Annotated in this window: 3 protein-coding genes and 1 pseudogene; all 4 read right to left on the bottom strand. The window is 72.9% G+C overall.

Annotated features, from left to right (window positions below; translation table 11 throughout):
- Positions 1-15 precede the first annotated feature (15 nt).
- Positions 16-14,046, bottom strand: a complete 14,031-nt coding sequence (locus AC07AG_RS30355; protein ID WP_478759306.1) for an amino acid adenylation domain-containing protein — start codon at positions 14,044-14,046, stop codon at positions 16-18.
- 99 nt (positions 14,047-14,145) lie between these two features.
- Positions 14,146-18,798, bottom strand: coding sequence for an amino acid adenylation domain-containing protein (locus AC07AG_RS30350; RefSeq protein WP_478759305.1), 4,653 nt, complete (start codon positions 18,796-18,798; stop codon positions 14,146-14,148).
- On the bottom strand, positions 18,795-23,618 hold the full coding sequence (locus tag AC07AG_RS30345; RefSeq protein ID WP_478759404.1) for an amino acid adenylation domain-containing protein: 4,824 nt from the start codon (positions 23,616-23,618) through the stop codon (positions 18,795-18,797). The genes AC07AG_RS30350 and AC07AG_RS30345 overlap by 4 nt, the downstream gene beginning before the upstream one ends.
- Before the next feature lie 114 nt (positions 23,619-23,732).
- Positions 23,733-25,406 (bottom strand): annotated as a pseudogene (locus AC07AG_RS30340) (non-ribosomal peptide synthetase); the annotation flags it as partial.
- Positions 25,407-25,437: the final 31 nt, after the last annotated feature.

Here is a 25,437-nt window from a genome sequence, read left to right as displayed (position 1 = left end):
CGGAGTCTCAGGGCTTCAGAGCGGGTTGAATCCGGCTTCGATCTCCTCGATCTGGCTCTGCGCGAGGCCGAGGAGGGGGAAGTCGGAAGGGGTGTGTCCACCGGCCGTGGGATCGGTGGTGTGGGCGGCGAGGCCGCCGAGCATGTCCAGCCAGAGCCGGCCGATGCGTTCCGCCGCGGCACTGTCGACGATCTGGCCCGCCCAGCTGAGCGAGATGGTCAGCTCGGGCCCGTCAGCAGTGTCCACGATGGCCGCGCCCGCTTCCAGGGCGTGCATGGACGGCATGTCCGGGTCGGCCGAGCCGCCGATCGCCGCGTCTCCGGCCATCTGCCAGGCGGCGACCGTGCCGCCTTCGGTCCGGGGGCCGTCGGTCGGTGCGCCTTCGGTCCGGGTGCCGTCGGTCGGTGCGCTTGCCGTGAACCGGCCCAGGTAGTTGAAGCCGATCTGCGGGCCGGGCAGTGCGGCGAGGGCCTGGCTCGTCTCAGGGTTCAGGTGGCGCAGCAGGCCGTATCCGAGGCCGTCGCCCGGGACCGCACGCGCCTGCTCCTTGACCACTTTCAGGAGCGTTCCGGCCGCCGGACCGCCGTCCGCCGCTTCCGTCAGGTCCACGTCGGCGACGGCGAGGCGGAGGGGGTGGGTGCTGGTGAACCAGCCCATCGTGCGGGAGAGTTCGGCGCCTTCGACCGGTTCACGGCCGTGGCCCTCCACATCGAGCAGCACATGTCCGCCCTCGCGTCGCCCGTGCGTGACCTCGCCTCGCCCGTACGTGACCTCGCCTCGCCAGCGCGTGACGGCGCCCGCGAGCGTCGACAGGAGCACCTCGTGGACCCCGCAGTGGAACAGCGCGGGCGTCCGGCCCGCCAGCGTGACCGCTTCTTCCCGTGGGACCTGCCAGGACGCGCGGCGTGTGGTCTCGGCGGTGTCGGCCGCCGGGTCGAGCGCACGCCACCCGATGAGCGGTTCCGTACCGTCGAGCAGGGCCGTCCACGCGTCGAGCTCCGCCGCTCTGTCCGGTCCTTTCGCCTGTGCCGACAGGAGGTTCGCCCAGCGCCTGAACGACGTCCCCACGGGGTCGAGCACCGGTTCCTGTCCCGCAGCGGCGGCCTCGCAGGCAAGGGCCAGGTCGGGCACCAGGATCCGCCAGGACATTCCGTCCACGGCGAGGTGGTGGACCATCAGGACCAGCCTGCCGACCCGCTCCGGGCCCGCGTCCACCCAGACGACCTGGAACATCGCGCCCGCCGACGGGTCGAGACGCCCGGCGGCCTCCTTCGCCGCGCGTTCCGCGGTCTCGTCCAGCTCTTCGGCCGCCGTGTCCTCGGCAACCACCCGGGTGACCAGGGCCTCGGGGTCCACGGATCCTCGTTCGCCGACGACCAGGCGTGGCTCGGAGCCGCTGCCGCCGTCGTCCGCAGTGACCACGCGTGCGCGCAGCATGTCGTGGGTGTCGAGGACGGCGGCCACACCGGCCAGGAGTACGTCACGTCCGAGACCGGCCGGAGCGCCGACGACGGCCCACTGCGCGAACCTCGGGCGGCGCGCGGCCTCGCCGAGCTCGCGCATCACCGGGGTCCAGGGCACCTCACCCACACCGATGTCCTCGACGGCGCTCTGCCCGGCTCCGTCGGCAGTCTCCGCCACCACCGCCAGGCGCTCGGGGGTCTTTTCCTCGAAGACCTGCCGGGGCGTTACCACAAGTGCGGCGCGTCGGGCGCGCGATGCCAGTTGCATCGAGGAGATCGAGTCGCCGCCCAGCTCGAAGAAGCTGTCCGTGACGCCCACCCGTTCCAGGCCGAGCACCTCGGCGAACAGGGCGCACAGCAGCGCCTCCCTCTCCGTGCGCGGCTCCCGTCCCGAGACCTTCCCCGCGAAGTCGGGGGCGGGCAGACCACGCCGGTCCACCTTCCCGTTCGCGGTGAGGGGCAGCCGGTCGAGCGGCACGAACGCCGAGGGGACCATGGAGGCGGGCAGCCGCTCCGCCGCCATGTCGCGCAAGGCGGTGAGCAGTTCATCGGTGCGCCAGGCCTCCGACGGATCGGCGACGACGTACGCGACGAGCTGGTGCTCGCCTGCCCGCCGGTCGTCGCGCGCCACGACCACCACCTGGGCGACCCCGGGATGCGCACCGAGTGCCGCTTCGACCTCGCCCGGTTCGATCCGGTGGCCCCGCACCTTCACCTGCGCGTCCGCGCGACCGATGAAGACGAGTTCTCCGTCGTCGGTCCAGCGCACCAGGTCACCGGTGCGGTACATCCGCTCGCCTGGGGCGTACGGGCACGCCACGAACCGCTCGGCGGTCAGACCGGGCCGCGCCCAGTACCCGCGGGCCACTCCCGCGCCCGCGACGTACAGCTCACCCGGCGTTCCCGGCGGTACGGGCTGGAGGAAGCGGTCAAGGACGAACACCTTGACGTTGGCCATCGGGCGCCCGATCGGCACCGCGTCCCGGCCTGCCGACCCGCGGGCCTCGTCGCCTGCCTCCTTGCCCATGCCGCCGCCCGCCGAGAGTGGCGCGCTCATGGCCGCGCACACCGTCAGCTCGGTGGGTCCGTACGCGTTCACCATCCGCCGCCCCGCGGACCAGCGGTCCACGAGCGCCGGGGGACACGTCTCTCCGGCCACCACCAACGTCCTCAGCTCTGGGGGCAGTTCCTCCTCCACGGCGAGCACGCTCGGCGGCACCGTGACATGTGTCGCTCCCCATGCGCGCACCGCCTGCCCGAGCGGAACCTGCGGCGGCAGTGCGTCCGCGCCCGGCAGCACGAGCGCGCCTCCCGAGAGCAACGCCATGCACAGTTCGGAGATCGCCGCGTCGAAGCTCAGCGAGGCGAACTGGAGCACCCGCGCGTCCGGCCCCACCGCGAACCGCTCGATCTGCGCCCGCGCCAGATTGCCCAGCCCCGCGTGCGGCACGACCACGCCCTTCGGCGTGCCGGTCGACCCCGATGTGTAGATCACGTACGCCGCGTTGTGCGCGCCGAGCGGACCGGTCCGCTCCGCGTGGCCGATGGGGCCCGCCGCCTTCCCAGCGACCTCCGCGGCGACCTCCGGATCGTCGAGGACGATCAGGCGGCCCTCGAACCCCTCCGGCACCACGGCCCGCGTCTCCCGTGTGCAGAGCACGACGGCCGGGTCCGCGTCCGCGAGCACGAACGCCACCCGCTCCGGCGGGTATCCCGGGTCGACCGGCACGAAGACCCCGCCCGCCATGGACACCGCGATGACGGCGGTCACCGCCGCCGCGGATCCCGGCGCGAGGACGGCCACCCGGCGCTCAGGACCGACTCCGGCCGCGATCAGGCAGCGCGCCCAGCGCCCCGCCTCCGCCTGCAGTTCCGCGTACGACAGCGACCGTTCGCCCGATACCAGGGCGACGGCGTCCCGCGACAGCTCCACCTGCCGGCGCAGTAGTTCGGGCAACGTCTCCGCGGCCACGGGCACCCGCGTGCGGTTCCACTCGCCGACGACGCGCTCGCGCCGCGCCCCGCCCAGTACGCCCACCCGTGCCACGGGCGCCGACGGATCGGCGGCCATCCCTTCGAGCACGCAGCCCAGCGACGCCACCATCTCCTCGGCCCACGCGCGGTGGAACACACCGGGGCGGTAGATGAACTCGCCGTGGAGGCGCTCGCCGGGCACCGCGATCAGTGTCAGCGGGTAGTGGCCCGTGTCCTCCGGCGTGCCGCCGGGGCGGATGGACAGGGTGTCGGGTGAGGGCTCCCGCAGGGGCGGGCGCGGGTAGTTCTCGTACACGACCAGCGTGTCGAATGCGGCGCCGGGGCCCGCGAGCCTGCGGATCTCGGAGAGACCGATGTGCTGGTGGGACATGAGCGCGACCTGCCGCTCCTGAAGGCCGGTCAGCATCGCGGCGACCGACTGCTCCCCGCGCAGATCGACCCGTACGGGCAGTGTGTTGATGAACAGGCCGACCATCGACTCCACGCGCGGCAGCTCGGCGGGCCTGCCCGCCGCAGTCGCGCCGAACACCACGTCAGTGCGCCCGGCGATCCGGGCGAGGAGCAGCGCCCAGGCGCCCTGCACGACCGTGTTCACCGTCAGGCCGTGCCCGCGCGCCAGGCCGACGACGCTCCGGGTGAGTTCCTCGCCGAACTCGAAGGGCACGCGCTCCGGTACGGCGGGCGCGGCGGACGGGTTGTCGGGCAGCGTCAGCGTGGGCTCGTCCGCGCCCGCGAACTCCGCGCGCCAGGCCTCACGCGCCGCCTCCTTGTCCTGGCCCTCCAGCCATGCCAGGTACTCCCGGTACGACGTCGCGGGGGGCAGGCTGCGCCCGTCGCCGCCTGCCGCGTAGATCGCGGACATCTCGGCGATGAGGACGGGCAGCGACCAGCCGTCGGTGACGATGTGGTGGTTGACGACCACCTGGGCATGACGGTTCTCGCCGAGCCGGATCAGGAGCAGGCGCAGCAGCGGGGCCGCCGTCACGTCAAGGCGGCGGGTGCGCTCCTCCTCGACGATGCGGTCCAGTCCGGCGCGTGCCTCGGCCGCCGTGAGCATCGACAAGTCGACCTCACGCCACGGTAGTTCAGCTTCGCGCGCGATGACCTGCACCGCCTGACCCGACGCACGCCGGTGGAAGCTCGCCCGCAGAATCGGGTGCCGGGTCAGGATCGCCGCCCATGAAGCCCGCAGCCGGCCCACGTCCAGCGGCCCGTCCAGGTCGAGCACGCGCAGCCCTTCGTAGAGGTCCGGCCCCTGCTCGTCGTAGCCCGCGTGGAACAGCAGCCCTTCCTGCAGCGGCGAGAGCGGCCATACGTCGGCCAACTCAGGTACTGCTGCTTCTAGTTCGTCGACTTCGCGCTGCGTGAGGTCGAGGAGAGGGAAGTCGGAGGGGGTGTGTCCGCCCACGGTGGGGACGGTGGTGGAGCCGGTGGTGGAACCTGTGGCGGTGAACGCGGCGGTGTGGGCGGCCAGACCGGCGAGCAGGTCGAGCCAGGTCCGGGCGAGGTTCTCCGTGTCGGCCTCGTCAAGGACTCCGGTGGGCCACGTCAGCGTGAGGGTCAGCTCCGGGCCTTCCGGGGTGTCCCGCACCGCGGCGCCCGCTTCCAGGGCGTGCAGGGCGGGCATGTCCGGGTCGACCGAGCCGCCGATCGCCTCGCCACCGGCCGGCCCCCAGGGGACGACCGGGCCCTTCGCCGTCCGCGTCGTGAAACGGCCCAGGTAGTTGAAGCCGATCTGCGGGGTCGGCAGCGCCGCCAGGGTCGGTGCGGTGTCGGGATTGAGATGGCGCAGGAGACCGAAGCCGAGCCCGTCGCCCGGTATCGCCCGCGCCTGTTCCTTGACCGTCTTCAGCAGCACTCCTGCCGCCGGACCGCCGGTTCGCGCATCGTCCAGGTCGATCCCGGCGGCATCCAGGCGAACCGGGTGCGTGGTGGTGAACCACCCGACCGTGCGCGAGAGTTCGGCGTCCGCGAGCGGCTCCCTGCCGTGTCCCTCCATGTCCAGGAGTACGTTCCGACCGCCCTCGCCCCGCCGCCAGTGCGTGACCGCCCCTGCGAGCGTCGACAGGAGCACCTCGTGCACCCCGCAGTGGAAGAGCGCCGGCGTCCGGCCCGCCAGTGTGGCCGCAAGGCGCGTAGGCACGGTCCACGAGCGGCGGCGCATGGTGGCCGCGGTGTCCAGCACCGGGTCCAATTCCCTGTGCCCGAGAGGGGGTTCGGGTGTGCCGAGGAGCTCGGTCCAGTCCGGGAGCTCGCCGGTCCGGCTCTCGCCGGTGGCCTGCTGCGTCAGGGTGTCCGTCCACTGCTTGAACGACGTGCCCACAGGGTCGAGCTCCGGCTCTCGCCCGGTGGCCGACGCCTCACAGGCGGCCCGCAGATCCGGGACGAGGATGCGCCACGACAGCCCGTCGACCACCAAGTGATGGACGACGAGGGCCAGTCGGCCGGTCCGCTCGGGCCCGGCATCCACCCAGACGGCCTGGAGCACCACACCCGCCGAGGGATCCAGGCGCTCGGTGGCCGCGCGGGCCGCCTCGTCCGCCAGGGTGTCCAGCGAGTCGGCCGACGCACGCGTCGCGTCGACGCGCGTGACCAAGGCCGCGGCATCGACCGAACCGCGCGGCCCCACGGACAGCTTGAGCCCGTCCCCGGTGCCCTCTCCGGTCATGGCGCGGGCCCGCAGCATGTCGTGCGCGTCGAGAACGGCAGCCACACCACTCACCAGCACGTCCCGGCCAAGGTCTGCCGGGGCGCCGACGATGGTCCACTGGGCGAACCTGCCGCGCAGGCCTCGCTCGCCGAGCGCCCGCATCACGGGCGTCGGGGGGACGTCACCGATGCCCGATTCCGCCGTGCCCGTCTCCGCGCCCACGTGCTCGGCCACGGCCGCGAGGCCCGCGGGCGTCTCGTGCTCGAAGACGTCCTGTGCCTTGAGGAGCAGGTTCGCGCGGCGGGCACGGGCCACCAGCTGCATCGACATGATCGAGTCGCCGCCCAGCTCGAAGAAGCTGTCGTCGGGCCCGACCCGTTCCAGGCCAAGCAACTCGGCGATCAGCGCGCACAGGACCGCCTCGGTCTCCGTGCGCGGGGCCCGCTCGGTGACCCTCCCCGCGAAGTCGGGGGCGGGCAGCGCGTCGCGGTCGACCTTGCCGTTGCGGGTCACCGGGAGGGTGTCGAGGGTGAGTACGGCGGTGGGGACCATGTAGTCGGGCAGGGTCCTGGCCACATGGGCGCGGATGAGTTCCGGGTCCGGCGGCGTGCCGTCCGGGACGACATAGCCGACGAGACGGCGTTCCGCCTGCCCGTCCGCGCGGGCGACGACCACGGCCTGGGCCACGGCGGGGTGGGCGGACAGGGCGGCCTCCACCTCACCCAGCTCCACACGGAAGCCACGGATCTTGACCTGAGCATCCGCACGGCCGACGAAGAGCAGCTCACCGCCCTCGCCCCGGCGCACCAGGTCGCCGGTGCGGTACATCCGCTCACCCGCCACGTACGGGCAGGCCACGAACCGCTCAGCGGTCAGACCCTGCCCATTCCAGTAGCCCTGCGCCAACCCCGCCCCCGCTACGTACAATTCACCGGTCACACCCGGCGGCAAGGGCTTGAGGAACGCATCCAGGACGAAAGCTTTCCGGTGCGCCAGCGGACGCCCGATCGGCAGTACGGAGCCCATCTCCTCACCCGGCTCCAGCACATGCCAGGTCGCACACAGGGTCACCTCGGTCGGCCCGTACATGTGGCGCACGGTGACGTCCGGGCAGGCCTCCCGCAGCCGGGCCACCGACCCGGCCGGGACGACGTCCCCGCCGGTCAGCACCTCACGCAACCCGGAGAAGCAGTCGGGTGTCTCCTCCGTCAGCGCCCGGAACTGACCGGCCGTCGCATGGACGGACGTCACTCCACGCTTCACGTGCTCGCGCATCCTCTGGGCGTCGACCACACCGCTGTCGGCGATGACCACGCGGCCACCGGCGGCCAGCGGCACCCACATCTCGTACAGCGATACGTCGAAGGCGTGCGGGGCGTGCATGAGGACCGCGTCCGCCGGGCCCACCGCCCAACTCCGCTCCCCCACCAGCGACGCCACGCTGCCGTGCGGCACCGCCACTCCCTTGGGTGCGCCCGTCGAACCCGACGTGTACATCACGTACGCCACGTCATGCGCCGCCACGGACACGACCGGCCGCTCGGCTCCGCACGCATCCAGCGCCGCCCGCATCTGCGGGTCGTCAAGGACCACGACATGTGCGGCCGCTCCGTCCGGCACCACACTTCGGCTCCCCGATGTGCACACCACCACCGCCGGTGCCGCGTCCTTCAGGACGAACGCGACCCGCTCCTGCGGCCAGCCCACATCCACCGGCACATAGGCGGCACCCACACGCCAGATCCCCAGAAGCAGCACCACCAGGTCCGGCGACCGCTCCATCACCACCGCGACACGGTCACCCCGCCGCACACCCACCATCGCCAAGTACTGCGCCCAGCGACCGGACTCCGCCCACAACTCCCCGTACGACAACGCCCGTTCACCCTGGATGGCCACCGCACCCGGCGTCGACTCCGCCCGCCCGGCGATCGATTCAGGCACGGTCCCGCCAGGGGCCCGCGCGCCTGTGGCGTTCCACTCCTCCACGACCGATGCGCGATCCACGGGATCGAGCGCGTCCACTGAGGCCACCGACACCGAGGGGTCCGCCACCAGTTGCTCAAGTACTCGTACGACCTGACGTGCCGTCCTGAGGGAGCTCTCCCGCTCGACGAGATCGGGCCGGTACGTCACAAGGACACACAGCTGGTCAGCGGGGATGACTCCCACGGCCAGCGGGTAGTGCGTCCCCGCCAGGGTGTTCAGCTGCGTGATCGTGACCTCGCCGTCCGCCGGTCCGGGCAGGGTGGACGAGTCACGCGGGTAGTTCTCGAACATCAGCATGGTGTCGAAGGCCGCGCCCGGCCCCGCGAGCTGCTGGATCTCCGAGAGGCCGAGGTGCTGGTGGGCGATGAGCGCCGACTGGTGCTCCTGGAGCTCGGCGAGCATCTTCAGGACCGGCCGTCCGGGATCAAGGCGCACGCGTACGGGCAGTGTGTTGATGAAGAGGCCGATCATCGACTCCGCGTCGGGCAGCTCCGGGGGCCGCCCGGCCACGGTGCCGCCGAACACGACGTCCGTGCGTCCGGCGAGCCGCGCGAGGACCAGCGCCCAGGCGCCCTGCACCACGGTGTTCACCGTCAGGCCGTGGGTGCGGGCCAGTTCGGTCAGTGCCCGGGTCGTCTCCCGGGAGAGCTCCGCCGAGCTGACTTCCGGCGTCACCGGAGGACGGCCCGGATCCGCCGGAGCCACCAGCGTCGGTTCGTCGGCGCCGGCCAGTTCCGTCTGCCAGGCGGCCCGTGCGGCCTCCTTGTCCTGCCGCTCCAGCCAGGCCAGGTAGTCCCGGTAGGAGGCGGTCGGCCTCAGGTGTGCCGCGTCGCCGCGCGGCCCCTCGCCGCTCGCCGCGTACAGCGCGGACACCTCGTTGAGGATGACCGGCATGGACCAGCCGTCCACCAGGATGTGGTGGCTGGTGACGGCGAGGCGGTGCCGGTTCTCGCCGTAGCGGACGAGCAGCAGGCGCAGCAGCGGCGCGCGCGTCAGGTCGAAGCGCTCCGCCATGTCGCGCTCGGCCAGGCGCTCGGCCTCGGCCTGCGCGTCGGCGTCCGCGAGATCCGACACGTCGGCCTCGCGCCAGGGAAGTTCCACCTGCCGCGCGACGATCTGAACCGCCTCGCCCGACTCGGGCCGGTGGAAGCTCGCCCGCAGTGCCGCGTGCCGGGCGACGAGCGCCTCCCACGCGGCGCGCAGCCTGTCCACGTCCAGCGGCCCGTCCAGCGCCATCAGGCGCTGGCTCTGGTAGACGTCCGGGCCTTCCTCGTCGAACGTGGCGTGGAACAGCATCCCTTCCTGCAACGGCGACAGCGGCCATGCATCCGCCAACTCCGGTCCAGTGGCCTCCAGTTCGATGAGGTTCTGCTGGGTGAGGGCGAGGAGAGGGAAGTCGGACGGTGTGTGTCCGCCTGCGGCCGGATCGGCGGTGTGAGCGGCCAGGCCGCCGAGCACCCGCTCCCAGGCCCGGCCGATCCCCGCCGCATCGGCGTCGTCGAGAAGCCCGGACGGCCAGCTCAACGTGAGGGTCAACTCCGGGCCTCGTGGGGTGTCCTGCACGGCGGCGCTCGCTTCGAGGGTGTGCAGGGCCGGTGTGTCCGGGTCGATCGAGCCGCCGATCGCCTCGCTCCCTGACAGCTGCCAGGGGGTCGCCACGCCGTGGGCCGCGTCCGCCGTGAACCGGCCCAGGTAGTTGAAGCCGATCTGCGGGCGCGGCAGGGCCGCCAGTGCTGGTGCGGTGGCGGGATTGAGATGGCGTAGCAGCCCGAAGCCCAGTCCGTCGCCCGGTATCGCCCGCGCCTGCTCCTTGACCGTCTTCAGCAGGGCCCCGGCAGCCGGTCCACCGGCCACCACGTCGTTCACGTCGATGGCGCCGACATCCAGCCCGACGGGGTGGACGCTGGTGAACCAGCCCACCGTGCGGGACAGTTCCGCGCCCGAGACCTGCTGACGCCCATGGCCCTCCACGTCCACCAGCACTCGTGGGGCGCCCTCCCGCCGCCGGTGGGCGACCGCTCCGGCCAAGGACGCGAGGAGCACCTCGTGCACACCGCAGTGAAAGACCGCCGGTGTGCTGCTCACCAAGGTGGCGGCGTGTTCCGCCGTCACTGTCCACGAGCGGCGGCGCATGGTCGCGGCGGTGTCCCGTTCCGCATACAACTCCCTTCGCCCGAGACGTGGTTCAAGCTGCCCGAGCAGCAGCTCGCTCCACTGTGTGAGTTCAGCCGTACGGCGCTCACCGCTCGCCTCCTCGGCCAGGGCGTCGGCCCACTTCTTGAACGGGGTCGCCACCGGGTCGAGCCGTGGCTCCCGACCGGCCGCGATCGCCTCGCAGGCATCCCGCAGGTCCGGCAGCAGGATCCGCCACGAGACCGCGTCCACCACCAGGTGATGCGCCACGAGAACGAGTCGCCCCACCCGCCCTGGCCCGGCATCCACCCACACGGCTTGGACCATCACTCCCGCTGCGGGGTCGAGCCTGTCCGCACCCTCGCGTGCCGCCGTCGCCCCCACGTCATCCAGCGAGTCGGCCGGCGCGTCCGTTGCGCCGACGCGGACGACCAGGCCATCGGCGGCCACCGAACCCCGCGGCCCGACCGACAACTTGGGCCCGTCCGCACCGGCCACCACACGCGCCCGCAGCATGTCGTGCGCGTCGAGGACCGCGCCCACACCGCCCACCAGCACATCCCTGCCGAGTCCCGCCGGTGCGCCGACGGTCATCCACTGCGCGAACCTGCCGCGCAGACCGCCTTCGCCCAGCTCACGCATCACGGGTGTCCAGGGCACATCGCCCACACCCGCGTCCCGGTCCGTGCCCGCGCCACGTGTCCGGTCGACCGCCTCCGCGACGGATGCGAGCCGCTCCGGGGTCTTCTCGTCGAAGACCTGCCGGGGCGTCACCACGAGACCGGCACGGCGCGCTCGTGCGACCAGTTGCATCGACATGATCGAGTCACCGCCGAGCTCGAAGAAGCTGTCCTCGACGCCGACCCGCTCCAGGCCGAGCACCTCGGCGAACAGGCCGCACAGGACCGACTCGGCCTCCGTGCGCGGTGCCTGCCCGGTGGCCCTCGCCGCGAAGTCCGGTGCGGGCAGGGCCTTGTGGTCGACCTTGCCGTTGCGGGTGACGGGCAGTTCGTCCAGGGGGAGCACGACGGCCGGGACCATGTAGTCGGGCAGCGTCCTGGCCGCGTACGCGCGGACCAGGGAGGGGTCGAAGCCCTCCGGAGTCCCGGGTACGACGTAGCCGACCAGGCGGCGTTCGCCCGGACCGTCCTCGCGGGCGACCACGACCGCCTGCGCCACCGCCGGATGCGCGGCGAGCGCCGACTCCACCTCGCCGAGCTCCACCCGGAAGCCGCGCACCTTGACCTGCGCGTCGGCGCGTCCGACGAAGAGCAGCTCACCGGTGTCGGACCAGCGCACCAGGTCCCCGGTGCGGTACATCCGCCCGCCCGGCACGAACGGGCAGGCCACGAAGCGTTCCGCCGTGAGCTCCGCCCGGCCCCAGTACCCCTGCGCCAGGCCGTCGCCCGCCACGTACAGCTCCCCGGTCACGCCCGACGGCACCGGCTGGAGGAACGCGTCCAGGACGAACACCCGCCGGTTGCCCAGGGGGCGTCCGATGGGCAGCACCGACCCGACCGCGTCACGCGGCCCCCAGACCCGCCAGGTCGCGCACAGCGTCACCTCGGTCGGCCCGTACAGGTGGCGTACGACCACGTCGGGGCAGGCCTCGCGCACCCGCGCCACGGCGCCGACGGGGACCACGTCACCGCCTGTGAGGACCTCGCGCAGTCCGGCGAAGCACTGGGGCGACTCCCCCGCGAGGACACGGAACGAACCGGCGGTCAGATGCACCGAGGTGACCCCGCGGGCCACGTGCTCCCGCACCTGCTCGGCGTCCACCGCTCCCGGCCCGGCGACGACCACGCGGCCACCGGCGGCCAGCGGCACCCACACCTCGTACAGCGATACGTCGAAGGCGTGCGGGGCGTGCATCAGGACCGCGTCGTCCTGGCCTACCGACCAGCCCCGCTCCCCCACCAGCGCCACGACACTGCCGTGCGACACCGCCACTCCCTTGGGGGCGCCGGTGGAACCCGAGGTGTACATCACGTAGGCCACGTCGTCCGCGCCCACGAGCACGGGCGAATCGTCGACGGTGCGTGCGGCGCGCACGGCCTCGCGCACCCGCGGGTCGTCGATCACGAGCGGCTCTGCGCCTCCCTCGGGCACTACGGCCCGCGTCTTCTCCGTGCACAGCACGACGACCGGGGCCGAGTCCGCGAGGACGAAGCCCACGCGGGCCGACGGAGAACCCGCGTCGACCGGCACATAGGCGGCGCCGGCCCGCCACACTCCGAGCAGCAGCGGAAGCAGGTCCGGCGACCGCTCCATCACGACGGCGACGCGGTCACCGCGCCGCACCCCCCTGTCCGCCAAGTACCAGGCCCAGCGGCCGGACTCCGCCCACAACTCCCCGTACGAAAGGGTCCGTTCGCCCTCGACGGCCACCGCGTCCGGCGACGACGCCACGCGCCCGGCCATCAGCTCCGGCACCAGGCCGCCCGGCTCCTCGCCCGCCGTGCCGCCCCATCCCTCCACGACCAGGCCGCGCTCGGGCGCCGCGAGCACCCCGACCCGTCCCACGAGGACCGAAGGGTCCGCCACCAGCTGCTCGATCACCCGCACCAGCCACGCGAACACGGACTCGGCAGTCTCCCGGTCGAACAGGTCGGGCCGGTAGTCGAGCTTGCAGAGCATGTGATCGCCGACGGGCGCCACCACGAGCGTGAACGGATAGTGCGCGCTCTCCTGGCCTGCGGCGACACGCACGGTGAAGGTGTCCTGCGACGGGGGTGCCGCGGGCGGGCTCGGATAGTTCTCGTACACCACGAGCGTGTCGAAGACGGCGCCGCCGGAGTCGGCGAGCCCCTGCACCTCGGGGAGCCCCAGGTGCTGATGGGCCATCAGGGTCGACTGGCGTTCCTGGAGTTCGGCCAGCATATGCGCCACCGGCTGCTCGGCGTCGAGACGCACCCGCACAGGCAGTGTGTTGATGAACAGGCCGACCATCGACTCGACGCCCGGCAGCTCCATGGGCCGTCCCGCCACGGTGGCACCGAACACCACGTCCGTGCGTCCGGCGAGCCGCGCGAGGACCAGCGCCCAGGCGCCCTGCACCACCGTGTTGACCGTCAGCCCCTGGCCGCGGGCGAACCGCACCAGGCCATCGGTCAGTTCCTCGGGAATCTCGTTGATCAGGCTTTCCGGGAGCATGGGCGAGCGGCCGGCGTCCGCGGGCGCCACCAGGGTCGGCTCGTCCGCCCCCGCAAGTTCCGCCTGCCAGACGGCCCGTGCCGCGTCCTTGTCCTGACGGCCGAGCCAGGCCAGGTACTCGCGGTACGACGTCACCGGCGGGAGCCCTGAGGTGTCGCCGCCCGCAGCGTAGGTGGCCGCGAGTTCGTCGAGCAGCACCGGCATGGACCAGCCGTCCATCAGGACGTGGTGGCTGGTGAGCACCAGGCGGTGCCGCTCGGCATCGATGCGGATCAGCAGGAGCCGCAGCAGCGGCGGCGCCGCGAGGTCGAAGCGCTCGGCCCGCTCCCGGGCCGCGAGCCGGTCGGCCTCGGCCTGCGCGTCCGCTTCCGCGAGCCCGGAGAGGTCGGCCGCACGCCACGGCAGCTCCACGTCCCGCGCGATGACCTGCACCGCCTCGCCCGTCTTGCGCCTGCGGAAGCTCGCCCGCAGCGCCGCGTGCCGGGTCAGGAGCGCCTGCCATGACGCCCGCAGCCGGTCCGCGTCCAGTGGACCGGTCAGTTCGAGCAGCCGCTGCCCTTGGTAGACATCGGGACCCTCGCTGTCGAAGGCGGCGTGGAAGAGCAGCCCTTCCTGCAGCGGCGACAGCGGCCACACGTCCTCGACCAGGGTTCGGGTCATCGCTTCTCTCCTCAGAGCGAGTTGCTTCGAGCTGATTCAGGACCAGGCAGGACGACTCAGGGCGGCTCAGGACGGCTCAGGGCGGCTACGGGTCATGGGCTACCGGATGTCGTCGGCGAAACCGGCTTCGAGCTCGTCCACCTCGTCCTGCGCGAGGTCCAGGAGCGGGAAGTCGGATGACGTGTGTCCGCCCGCGGCGGGATCGGCGGTGTGGGCCGCCAGACCGGCGAGCAGGTCGAGCCAGAGCAGGCCGAGGCGTTCGGTCGCCGCCTCGTCCAGGAGCGCGGCGGCCCAGCTCAGCGTGAGGGTCAGCCTCGGTCCAGCGGCCGTCTCGACGATGACCGCGCCCGCCTCGATCACGTGCGTGGCGGGCATGGCCGGATCGAGCGAACCGCCGATCGTGGCGCTCGACGCGTCGGCGGTGAAGCGGCCCAGGTAGTTGAAGCCGATCTGCGGACGCGGCAAGGCCGCCAGCGTGGATGCGGTGGCCGGGTTGAGATGACGCAGAAGCCCGAAGCCGAGCCCGTCGCCCGGTATCGCCCGCGCCTGCTCCTTGACCGTCTTGAGCAGCGCTCCGGCCGCCGGGCCACCGGCCACCACCTGACTCACGTCGACCGTGCCGAGGTCGATGCGGACCGGATGGACGGTGGTGAACCAGCCCACCGTGCGCGACAGATCCACACCTTCGGCCGGCACCCGGCCGTGTCCCTCCACGTCCAACAAGACGCCGGGGGCCGCCCCCTGGCGCCAGTAGGCGATCGCTCCCGCCAGGCCGGACAGGAGCACCTCGTGCACACCGCAGTGGAAGAGCGCCGGCGTCCGGCTCGTCAGCGTCTCGGCCTGCTGGGTCGGCACGGTCCACGAACGGCGGCGCAGGGTGGCCGCGGTGTCGCGGTCCGGATCCAACGCGCGGCCGCCGAGCGGGGGTTCGGCCTGTCCCAGCAGAGCGGTCCACTCGGCGAGTTCCGCGACCCGTGCCTCTCCGGTGGACTGCTGGACCAGCAGCCGCGACCACTGCCTGAAGGACGTGCCCACCGGGTCGAGCCGCGGCTCCCGACCGGCAGCCACCGCCTCGCACGCGGACTTCAGGTCCGGTACCAGAATGCGCCACGAGACCCCGTCGACCGCCAAGTGATGCACCACGAAGGCCAGCCGCCCGACCCGTCCGGGCCCGGCGTCCACCCACGCCACCTGAAGCATCACGCCGGCCGATGGATCGAGGCGCTCCGCCGCCTCCTGTGCCGCCTCGTCCGCGATGGCGTCGAGGGTGCCTGCCACCGCGTAGGTCGCGTTCACGCGGGTGACCAGGGTCCCGGCGTCCACCGAGCCCTGCTCGCGGACGAGCAGCCGCGGCCCCTCCTCATCCAGGGACACCATGGAGCGGAGCACGTCATGGGTGTCGACCACCGCGCTCAACGCGCCCACCAGGACGTGCCGTTCAAGGCCGGACGGAGCACCGACGATCGTCCACTGGGCGAACTTCGGGCGCACGGCCCGCTCGCCCAACTCCCGCATCACCGGCGTCCAGGGCACATCGCCCACACTCACGTCCGGCGGCACCGCCTCCTCGCCCGAGCGGCGGCCCACGGCCGCCAGCCCGGCGGGTGTCTCGTGCTCGAAGACGTCCTGCGCCTTGAAGAGCAGGTTCGCGCGGCGGGCGCGGGCGGCCAGTTGCATCGACATGATCGAGTCGCCGCCGAGCTCGAAGAAGCTGTCCTCGACGCCGACCTGCTCCAGGCCGAGCACCTCGGCGAACAGACGGCACAGGGTCTCCTCGGCCTCGGTCCGGGGTGCGCGTCCGCAGACGCGTTCCGCGAAGTCGGGTGCGGGCAGTGCCGCGCGGTCGACCTTGCCGTTGCGGGTCACGGGCAGGGCATCGAGGACGAGCACGACGCTGGGCACCATGTACTCGGGCAGCGCTCGGGCGACGTCGCCGCGTACGAGTACGGGGTCGACCGCCGGGCCGTCCGGGACGACGTAGCCGACGAGGCGGCGCTCACCTGGACCGTCGTCACGGGCGACGACCACGGCCTGGGCCACGGCGGGGTGAGCGGCCAGAGCCGCCTCCACCTCACCCAACTCGACGCGGAAGCCCCGCACTTTGACCTGGCTGTCCACACGACCGACGAAGAGCAGCTCTCCGCCCTCCGTCTCGCGCACCAGGTCGCCGGTGCGGTACATCCGCTCACCCGGCGCGTACGGGCACGCCACGAACCGGTCCGCCGTCGCACCAGAGCTGTTCCAGTAGCCCCGCGCCAACCCCGCGCCCGCGACGTAGAGTTCGCCGGTCATGCCCGGTGGCATGGGCTTGAGGAACGCGTCCAGGACGAAGGTCCGCCGGTGGGGCAGCGGACGCCCGATCGGCAGTACGGAGTCCATCTCGTCGCCCGGCTCCAGTACGTGCCAGGTCGCGCAGAGCGTCGTCTCCGTCGGCCCGTACATGTGGCGGACCGTGACCTCGGGGCACGCCTGCCGGACCCTCGCCACCGACGCGGCCGGGACCACGTCCCCTCCGGTCAGCACCTCGCGCAGTCCCGTGAAGCACTCCGGGGACTCCTCCGCAAGCACCCGGAAGGAACCGGCGGTCATGTGCACGGCGCTCACGCCTGCCTTCACGTGCTCGCGCACCTGCTGGGCCTCGACGACACCGGGGCCTGCCATCACCACGCGGCCACCGGCGGCCAGCGGCACCCACATCTCGAACAGCGACACGTCGAAGGCGTGCGGGGCGTGCATCAGGACCGCGTCCCCCGGGCCGACACCCCAGTCCCGCTCCCCCACCAGCGCCGCCACACTGCCGTGCGACACCGCCACACCCTTGGGCACACCCGTCGAACCCGACGTGTACATCACGTACGCCACGTCATACGCCGCCACGGGTGTGCCGAACTGCCTGGACTCCCCGGACTCCCTGGGATCCCTGCCCTCAGCATCCGCCCCCGCTTCATGGACCTGCGGGCCATCCGCCATCAGCAGCCGACCGGCGAAGCTGTCCGGCACCACAGGAGGCCGACTCTGCGACGTGCACACCACCACCGCCGGGGCCGCGTCCCTCAGCACGAAGGCCACCCGCTCCACCGGCGAGCTCACGTCCACCGGCACATAGGCGGCACCCGCCCGCCAGATCCCCAGAAGCAGCGCCACCAGGTCCGGCGACCGCTCCATCAGCACCGCCACACGGTCACCCCGCCGCACGCCGCGTGCGGCCAGCCGCGCTGCCCAGCGCCCCGCCTTGTCCCACAACTCCCTGTAGGAGCAGGGCTCCGCTCGTTCGCCTTGCACGGCCACCGCATCCGGTGCCGCCTCCACCCGCTTCGCGATCAGCTCCGGCACCGGCTCACACGCTGGAGCCGCCACCGCCCCGGGCGCGAGCGGCGCGCGGGCCACGCCGACGCGCCCCACCGCCGCCGAAGGATCGGCCACCATCCGTTCAAGCACCCGGGTCAGCAGCCCGGCCAGCGCCTCGCCCACCGCTTCGTCGACCAGGTCGGGCCGGTACGTCACGTCCACCCGGAGACGCTCGCCGGGGGCGATACCGATCGACAGCGGGTAGTGCGTCGCCTGGCGGGACTCCACCGTGGTGATGGAGAGCGCGTCGGGTGCGGTCGCCTTTCCGGGCGGCCGGGGGTAGTTCTCGTACACCAGGAGCGTGTCGAAACCGGCGCCAGGGCCCGCGAGTTGCTGGATCTCCGAGAGGCCCAGGTGCTGATGGGCGAGGAGCGCCGACTGGCGGTCCTGCAGTTCGCGGAGCATGGCGAGCAGCGGCTGCGCACCGTCGAGCCTGACCCGTACCGGGAGTGTGTTGATGAAGAGGCCGATCATGGAATCGGCGCCCGGCAGTTCCGGAGGGCGTCCCGCCACCGTCGCGCCGAACACCACGTCCGTGCGTCCGGCGAGGCGGGCCAGGAGCAGGGCCCACGCGCCCTGGACGACGGTGTTCACCGTCAGGCCGTTGGCGCGGGCCAGTGCGGCGAGCGCCTGGGTCGTCTCCCGGGTGAGGTGGGAGGAGCGTTTCTTCGGGGGTGTGTCGCCGTGTGCCGGGTTCGCGGGACCCGCCACGGCCTGCGTCGGTTCTTCCGCTCCTGCCAGCTCCGCCTTCCAGGCGGCTCGGGCGGCCTCCTTGTCCTGGCGGGAGAGCCAGGCCAGGTAATCGCGGTAGGACGTCGCGGGACGGAGGGCCGATGCGTCGCCGCCCGCCGCGTAGGCCTCGGCGAGTTCGTCGAGCAGGAGCGGGGCCGACCAGCCGTCCATGAGGATGTGGTGGCTCGTCATCACCAGGCGGTGACGGCGCTCGCCGATGCGGATCAGGAGCAGCCGCATCAGGGGCGCCGCCGCCGGATCGATCCTGTCCGCGCGTTCGCGTGCGGCGAGGCGTTCCGTCTCGGCCGCCGCTTCGGCCTCGGTGAGGTCCGATACGTCGGCCTCGCTCCACGGCAGGACGACCTCGCGGGTGATGAGCTGCACGGCCTCGCCGGTCTTGCGCCGCTGGAAGCTCGCCCGCAGCGCCGCGTGCCGGGCCAGGAGCGCTTCCCAGGAGGCCCGGAAGCGGGCCGCGTCCAGGGGTCCTTCGACCGCGAGAATGTTCTGCACGGTGTAGACGTCGGGTCCCTGGCCGTTGAAGTCCGCGTGGAACAGGAGCCCTTCTTGCAGGGGCGAGAGCGGCCAGACCTCCGCGAGCGCCGAGCCCTTGGCGTGCGGAGCCGGCCGGTGGGCCGCGGGTGCGTGACCCGTGGCGGGGGTGGGAGTCTTCACAGCGAACGCCCTCCTTCGAGCTCTGCTGCCATCGCTTCGAACTGCTCGACCTCGTCCTGGGCGAGCTCGACGAGAGGGAAGTCGGACGGGGTGTGGCCACCCGCCGTCGGGTCGGTGGTGTGGGCGGCCAGGCCCGCGAGCAGGTCGAGCCAGTGGCGTCCGACGCGTTCCGCCACGGCTTCGTCGAGGACCGCGGCGTGCCAGCTCAGCGAGACGGTCAGCTCCGGCCCTTCGGCGGCGTCGCGGATGGTCGCACCGGCCTCAAGGGTGTGCGTGGCCGGCATGGCCGCCGCGGTGGAGCTTCCTATCGCCTCTTCTCCGGCCATCTGCCAGGGCTGGACATCGCCTGTTCCACCGACTGCGGGGAAGCGGCCCATGTAGTTGAAGCCGACCTGCGCGCCAGGCAGCGCGGCGAGCACCGCGCCTGTCTCCGGGTTCAGATGGCGCAGCAGGCCGTATCCGAGCCCGCCGCCCGGCACGGCGCGCGCCTGCTCCTTGACCGCCTTCAGGAGCGAGCCGACGTCCGGTCCACCGGTTGCCGCCCCCGTCGTGTCGATGCCGGACAGGTCGAGGCGGATGGGGTGCACGCTGGTGAACCACCCGACGGTGCGCAGCAGATCGGCGTCCTGTACCGGCTTGCGTCCATGTCCCTCGACGTCGATCAGGACCGTTCCGTGAGTGCCGCGCCACCCTTGGACGACGGCTCCGGCCAGCGTGGCGAGGAGCACCTCGTGCACTCCGCAGTGGAAGAGGGCCGGTGTGGATCCCGCGAGCGTGGCCGCCTGCCGGGGCGGGACGGTCCAGGACCGGTGGCGCATGCCTGCCGCCGTGTCCCGTGCCGGGTCGAGGGCCCGGTGGCCGAGGGGTGGCTGTGCCGTCGCCGTGTCGCCGAGCAGGGCGGTCCAGGCGTCGAGTTCCGCGACGCGGTCGCTGCCGGTCGCCTCCTCGACGAGGAGCCTGGACCAGCGCCTGAAGGATGTGCCGACGGGGTCGAGCACCGGCTCCCGCCCGGCGTCCGCCGCCTCGCACGCGGCGCGCAGGTCAGGGGCCAGGATCCGCCACGAGACCCCGTCCACCGCCAAGTGGTGCACCACCAGGACCAGTCGGCCGACGCGCTCCGGCCCCGCGTCCAGCCACACCGCCTGGACCATCGCTCCGGCGAAGGGATCGAGGCGCAGGACCGCATCGCGCGCGGCGCGCCCCGCGAGTTCGTCCAGGCCATCCGCCGGGACCTCCGCAGCGTCGAGCCGGGTGATCAGGCGGGCGGCATCGACGGATCCGCGCTCGCCCACCACCAGGCGGGGCCGGGTGTCGTCGTCCGCCACCGCGTGGGCGCGCAGCATGTCGTGCGTGTCGAGTACGGCGCCCAGGCCTGCCGCCAGGACTTCGCCGCCGAGACCCGCGGGGGTGCCCATCACCACCCACTGGGTGAATCCGCCGCCGAGTGCCCGCTCGCCCAGGGCCCGCATCACGGGTGTCCAGGCGACCTCGCCCTCGCCCACGTCCGGTCCCGACGCGCGTCCGGCACCGAGCCTGACCACGCGGGCGAGGCCTTCGGGCGACCCGTGCTCGAACACATCCTGGGCGCTGAAGAAGACACCCTCCCGGCGGGCGCGGCTCACCAGCTGCATCGAGCTGATCGAATCCCCGCCGAGCTCGAAGAAGTTGTCGTCGGCGCCGACCCGCTCAAGGCCGAGGACCTCGGCGAACAGGGCGCAGAGAATCTCCTCCGCCTCACCTTCCGGCGCCCGGCCCGACACGTGGTCGGCGAAGTCGGGCGCGGGGAGCGCGGGGACGTCGACCTTGCCGTTCGGGGTGACGGGCAGTGCGTCGAGGGCGAGGACGGCAGCGGGGACCATGTACTCCGGCAGCGCCTTGGCCGCGTACTCGCGCACTGATTGCATGTCCAGGGGCCGCAGGTCGGCCCGGCGATCGGTCAGGCGATCGGTCAGGCGGTCGGCTCGGCGGTCGGTCAGTCGGTCGGCTCGGGCCTCGGCGGCTTGGACCAGGGATTCGGGTGGGCCCTGGGATTCGGCTCGGGCCTCGGTGCCCACCACATAACCGACCAGGCGGCGTTCCCCCTGCCGGTCCTGCCTGAGGATCACCACGGCCCGGTCGACGGCGGGATGCCCCGTGAGGGCCGCCTCGATCTCGCCGAGCTCCACCCGGAATCCGCGCACCTTCACCTGTGCGTCGGCCCGCCCCGCGTAGACGAGGTCACCGGTGCCGGTGCGGCGCACCAGGTCCCCGGTCCTGTACATCCGCTCGCCGCGCGCGAACGGGCTCGCCACGAAGCGCCGCGCCGTCAGCCTCGTCCGCCGCAGATAGCCGCGCGCCAGGCCCGCGCCCGCCACGTACAGCTCGCCCACCGTGTCCGCGGGCACCGGCTGCAGGAACGCGTCCAGGACGTGGGCGGAGGTGTTGGCGACCGGGCGGCCGATCGACGGCTCGTCGTGGGCGCCGAGAGGGCGGCTCACCGTGGAGGCGACCGTCGCCTCGGTGACCCCGTACTCGCTGTAGATCTCGCGGTTCACCGACCACTGACGGCGCAGCTCGTCGGAGACGGGCTCGCCGCCGATGACCAGGACGCGCAGCGCGGGCAGTTCCTCCGGGGGAAGCTGCGCCAGGAGGGTCGGGGTCATCGCGACGTGCGTCACCCGCTGCGTGCGCATCAGGCGGACCAGCTCCTCGCCGGTCGCGTGCCGCCGCGCAGGCGGTGCAAGGACCAGCCGGCCGCCCGCGCAGAGCACCGGCCAGATGTCCGACATGGAGACGTCGAAGCTCGGCGAGACGAGTTGGAGCACCGCGCTGTCCGCGTCGATCCGGTAGCGCGCGATGCGGTCGGCGACGAGGTTGCGCAGGCCCCGGTGGGGGACGACCGCGCCCTTGGGGGTGCCGGTCGACCCGGATGTGTAGATCACGTACGCCGCGTTGGAGGCGGTGAGCGGTGTGCGCCGCTCCGCGTCTTTCCTCGGGCCGTCCGCATACCCAGCGTACCCGGCCTGTCCGGCTGCCGACTTGGCGGTCAACTGACCGTCCAGGAGCACCAGTTGGCCGGTGAACTCCTCCGGTACCGCGTCGCGGGTCTGCCGTACGCAGATCAGGACCGGCGGGGCGACGTCGTCGAGGAGCAGGCGCAGCCGCGCCGGGGGAAGCCCCGGGTCCACGGGGACGTAGACACCTCCGGCCGCCGCCACCGCGAGGAGGGCCGTCACCAGCTCCGCCGAGCGGTCCGCCATGACGGCCACCCGTGTCTCCGGACCCACTCCCCTGTCCGTCAGGCAGCGCGCCAGACGCCCGGCCCGTCCAGCCAGTTCGCGGTACGTCAGCGAACGCCCGCCGTCGACCACCGCCACCGCGGCGGGCGTGGCCGCGGCCTGCTCGGCGAAGAGGTCCGGTGCCGTCACGTCGGACACGGCGGCCCGCGCCCTCTCCTGTTCCTCCTGCGCCACGAGCCCGCGTTCGGTCTCGGTGAGGATGTCGAGCCGTCCCACCGGCGACGACGGATCCGCCACCATCTGCTCGATGACGCGGACCAGCGAGGAGATCACAGCCTGTGCCCGGTCGCGCCCCACCACGTCCGGGCGGTGTACGACGAGTCCCCGCAGCCGGGTGTCGGGGACCACGATCAGCGCCAGCGGGTAGTGGCCCCTGTCCTCCGGCTCCCCGACGGGACGGATGGCCGGCTCTCCTGCGGCACCGGTCCCTTCGGGCGTCCGGGGAAGGTTCTCGAAGACCACGAGCGTGTCGAACACCGCGCCGGGCCCGGCGAGTCGGCGGATCTCGCGAAGCCCCAGGTGCTGCCGGGACATCAGCCCGACCTGGCGCTCCCACAGGTCCGCGAGCATCCCGGCGACCGACTGGTCCGCCGCCAGGCTCACCCGTACGGGCACGGTGTTGAGGAAGAGGCCGACAGCCGACTCCACCCCCGGCAGCTCCGCGGGACGGCCCGCCACCGGAGTACCGAACACCACGTCCGTGCGCCCCACGAGCCGGGCGAGCACCTGGGCCCACGCGCCCTGCACGACCGTGTTGACGGTCACCCCTTGGGACCGGGCCAACTCGGCGACACCGCGGGTGAGTTCCTCGGTCAGCTCGAAAGGCAGCGGCTCCGGCACGACCTGCCGCCCCGCCGGCTCGTCGGGCACCATCAGGGTCGGCTCGTCCGCCCCGGCGAACTCGGCGCGCCAAGCCTCGCGCGCCGCTTCCTTGTCCTGCCGGTCGAGCCAGGCCAGGTATGCCCCGTACGACGTCGTCGCGGGCAGAGCCCGGCCGTCGCCGCCCGCCGCGTACAGCTCGGAGAGCTCCCCGAAGATGACGTCGGTGGACCAGCCGTCCACCAGGGAGTGGTGGACGGTGACGATCTGGCGGTGCCGGCCGGCTCCGAGGCGTATCAGGAGCAGCCTCAGCAACGGTGCCGCGCGGAGATCGAACTTCTCGGCACGCTCGGCCTGGGCGAGGCGCGCCACCTCGGCGGGCACGTCACCCTCCGGCAGCTCCGAGAGATCGGCCTCGCGCCAGGGCAACTCGGCGTCGGCCGTGACGACTTGCACCGTCTGCCCGGAGTCGCGCTGGTGGAAGCTCGCGCGCAGCACGGCGTGCCGGGTGAGCAGCGTCCGCCACGACGTCCGCAGACGGTCGACGTCGAGGGAGCCGTCCAGTGCCAGCGTCCGCTGGCTCGCGTACACGTCAGGACCGTCGTCGTCGAAGGTGGCGTGGAAGAGCAGCCCTTCCTGCAGTGGCGACAGCGGCCATACGTCCACCAGGCCGGGCACAGCGGCCCGCAGCCGGGCGGTCTCGTCCTCGCGGAGGTCGCCCATGAGCGAAGCGGCGGAGCGGTCGCGTCCGGCCGTCTCCTTGTGCTCCCCGGGTTCCCCTGACCTCTCGCCTGACGTCTCGCCGGACCTCTCCCCGGACCGAGCGGCCGCGGCGAGGGCCGCCGGTGTCGTGTGCTCGAAGACGTCCTCCGCCCTGAAGAACAGGTGCGCGCGCCGGGCGCGGGCGGCCAGTTGCATCGACATGATCGAGTCGCCGCCGAGCTCGAAGAAGCTGTCCTCGACTCCGACCTGCTCCAGGCCGAGCAGCTCCGCCATCAGGGCGCACAGGACCGCTTCGGCCTCGGTGCGCGGCGCGTGGCCCGTCACCTTCGCGGCGAAGTCGGGGGCGGGCAGGGCGTCGCGGTCGACCTTGCCGTTGCGGGTCACGGGCAGGGACGCGAGGGCAAGTACCGCCGTGGGGACCATGTACTCGGGCAGTGTCCTGGCGATGTCGTCGCGGACGAGCCGGGGGTCCAGGCCCTCCGGCTTCTCCGGTACGACGTAGCCGACCAGGCGGCGTTCCCCGTGCCGGTCCTCGCGGGCTACGACCACGGCCTGGGCCACGGCGGGGTGGGCGGCCAGAGCCGCCTCCACCTCACCCAACTCGACGCGGAAGCCCCGCACTTTGACCTGGCTGTCCACGCGACCGACGAAGAGCAGCTCTCCGCCCTCCGTCTGACGCACCAGGTCGCCGGTGCGGTACATCCGCTCACCCGGCGCGTACGGGCACGCCACGAACCGGTCCGCCGTCGCACCAGGACTGTTCCAGTAGCCCCGCGCCAGGCTCGGCCCCGCCACGTACAGCTCCCCGACCGCGCCGGCGGGCAGCGGCCGCAGTGCCGCGTCCAGGACGAAGGTCCGCCGGTGGGGCAGCGGGCGCCCGATCGGGAGCACGGAGTCCGTCTCGTCGCCCGGCCGCAGCACGTGCCAGGTCGCGCACAGGGTCACCTCGGTCGGGCCGTACAGGTGCCGGACGGTCACGTCCGGGCAGGCGGCGCGCACGCGGGCCACGGAGCCGGGCGGGACCACGTCCCCGCCGGTGAGCACCTCACGGAGTCCCGTGAAACAGTCCGGGGATTCCTCGGCCATGACGCGGAACGACCCCGCGGTCATGTGCACGGCGCTCACGCCGCCCTTGACGTGCTCGCGCACCTTCTGGCCGTCCACCGCACCCGGCTCGGCCATCACCACGCGGCCACCGGCGGCCAGCGGCACCCACATCTCGAACAGCGTGACGTCGAAGGCGTGCGGGGCGTGCATGAGGACCGCGTCCCCCGGGCCGACACCCCAGTCCCGCTCCCCCACCAGCGCCGCCACACTGCCGTGCGACACCGCCACACCCTTGGGCACACCCGTCGAACCCGACGTGTACATCACGTACGCCACGTCCCGCCCGTCCACCGGCGCGCGGACGTCGCTGCCGTCGCGGGCGGCGACCGCGGCACGTACCCGCGGGTCGTCCACCACCTGCACGGCGGCGCTCTCGGGCACCACATCCCTGCGGTCGGCGGTGCACAGCACCAGCGCGGGAGCCGAGTCCTCGACGACGAAGGCGATGCGCTCGGCCGGTGAGCCCGCGTCGACGGGCACGTAGGCCGCGCCCGCCCGCCACACGGCCAGGAGCAGCGTCACCAGCTCCGGCGACCGCTCCATCACTACCGCGACGTGATCGCCCCGGCCCACTCCGAGCTCGGCCAGATGCGCGGCCCACTGGCCCGATCGCGTCCACAACTCCCCGTACGACAGCGTCCGTTCGCTCTCGACCGCGACCGCGCCGGGCGACGACTCCACCCGTGCGGCGATCAGCTCCGCCACCACCGAC

It is taken from the genome of Streptomyces sp. NPDC044044, from assembly GCF_056434405.1.
This window is presented reverse-complemented; position numbering and strand designations above follow the sequence as displayed.

Coding starts and splice junctions, on each gene's coding strand:
- AC07AG_RS30345 (WP_478759404.1), bottom strand. CDS start 23,618: ATGGGCGACCTCCGCGAGGACGAGACCGCCCGGCTGCGGGCCGCTGTG.
- AC07AG_RS30355 (WP_478759306.1), bottom strand. CDS start 14,046: ATGACCCGAACCCTGGTCGAGGACGTGTGGCCGCTGTCGCCGCTGCAG.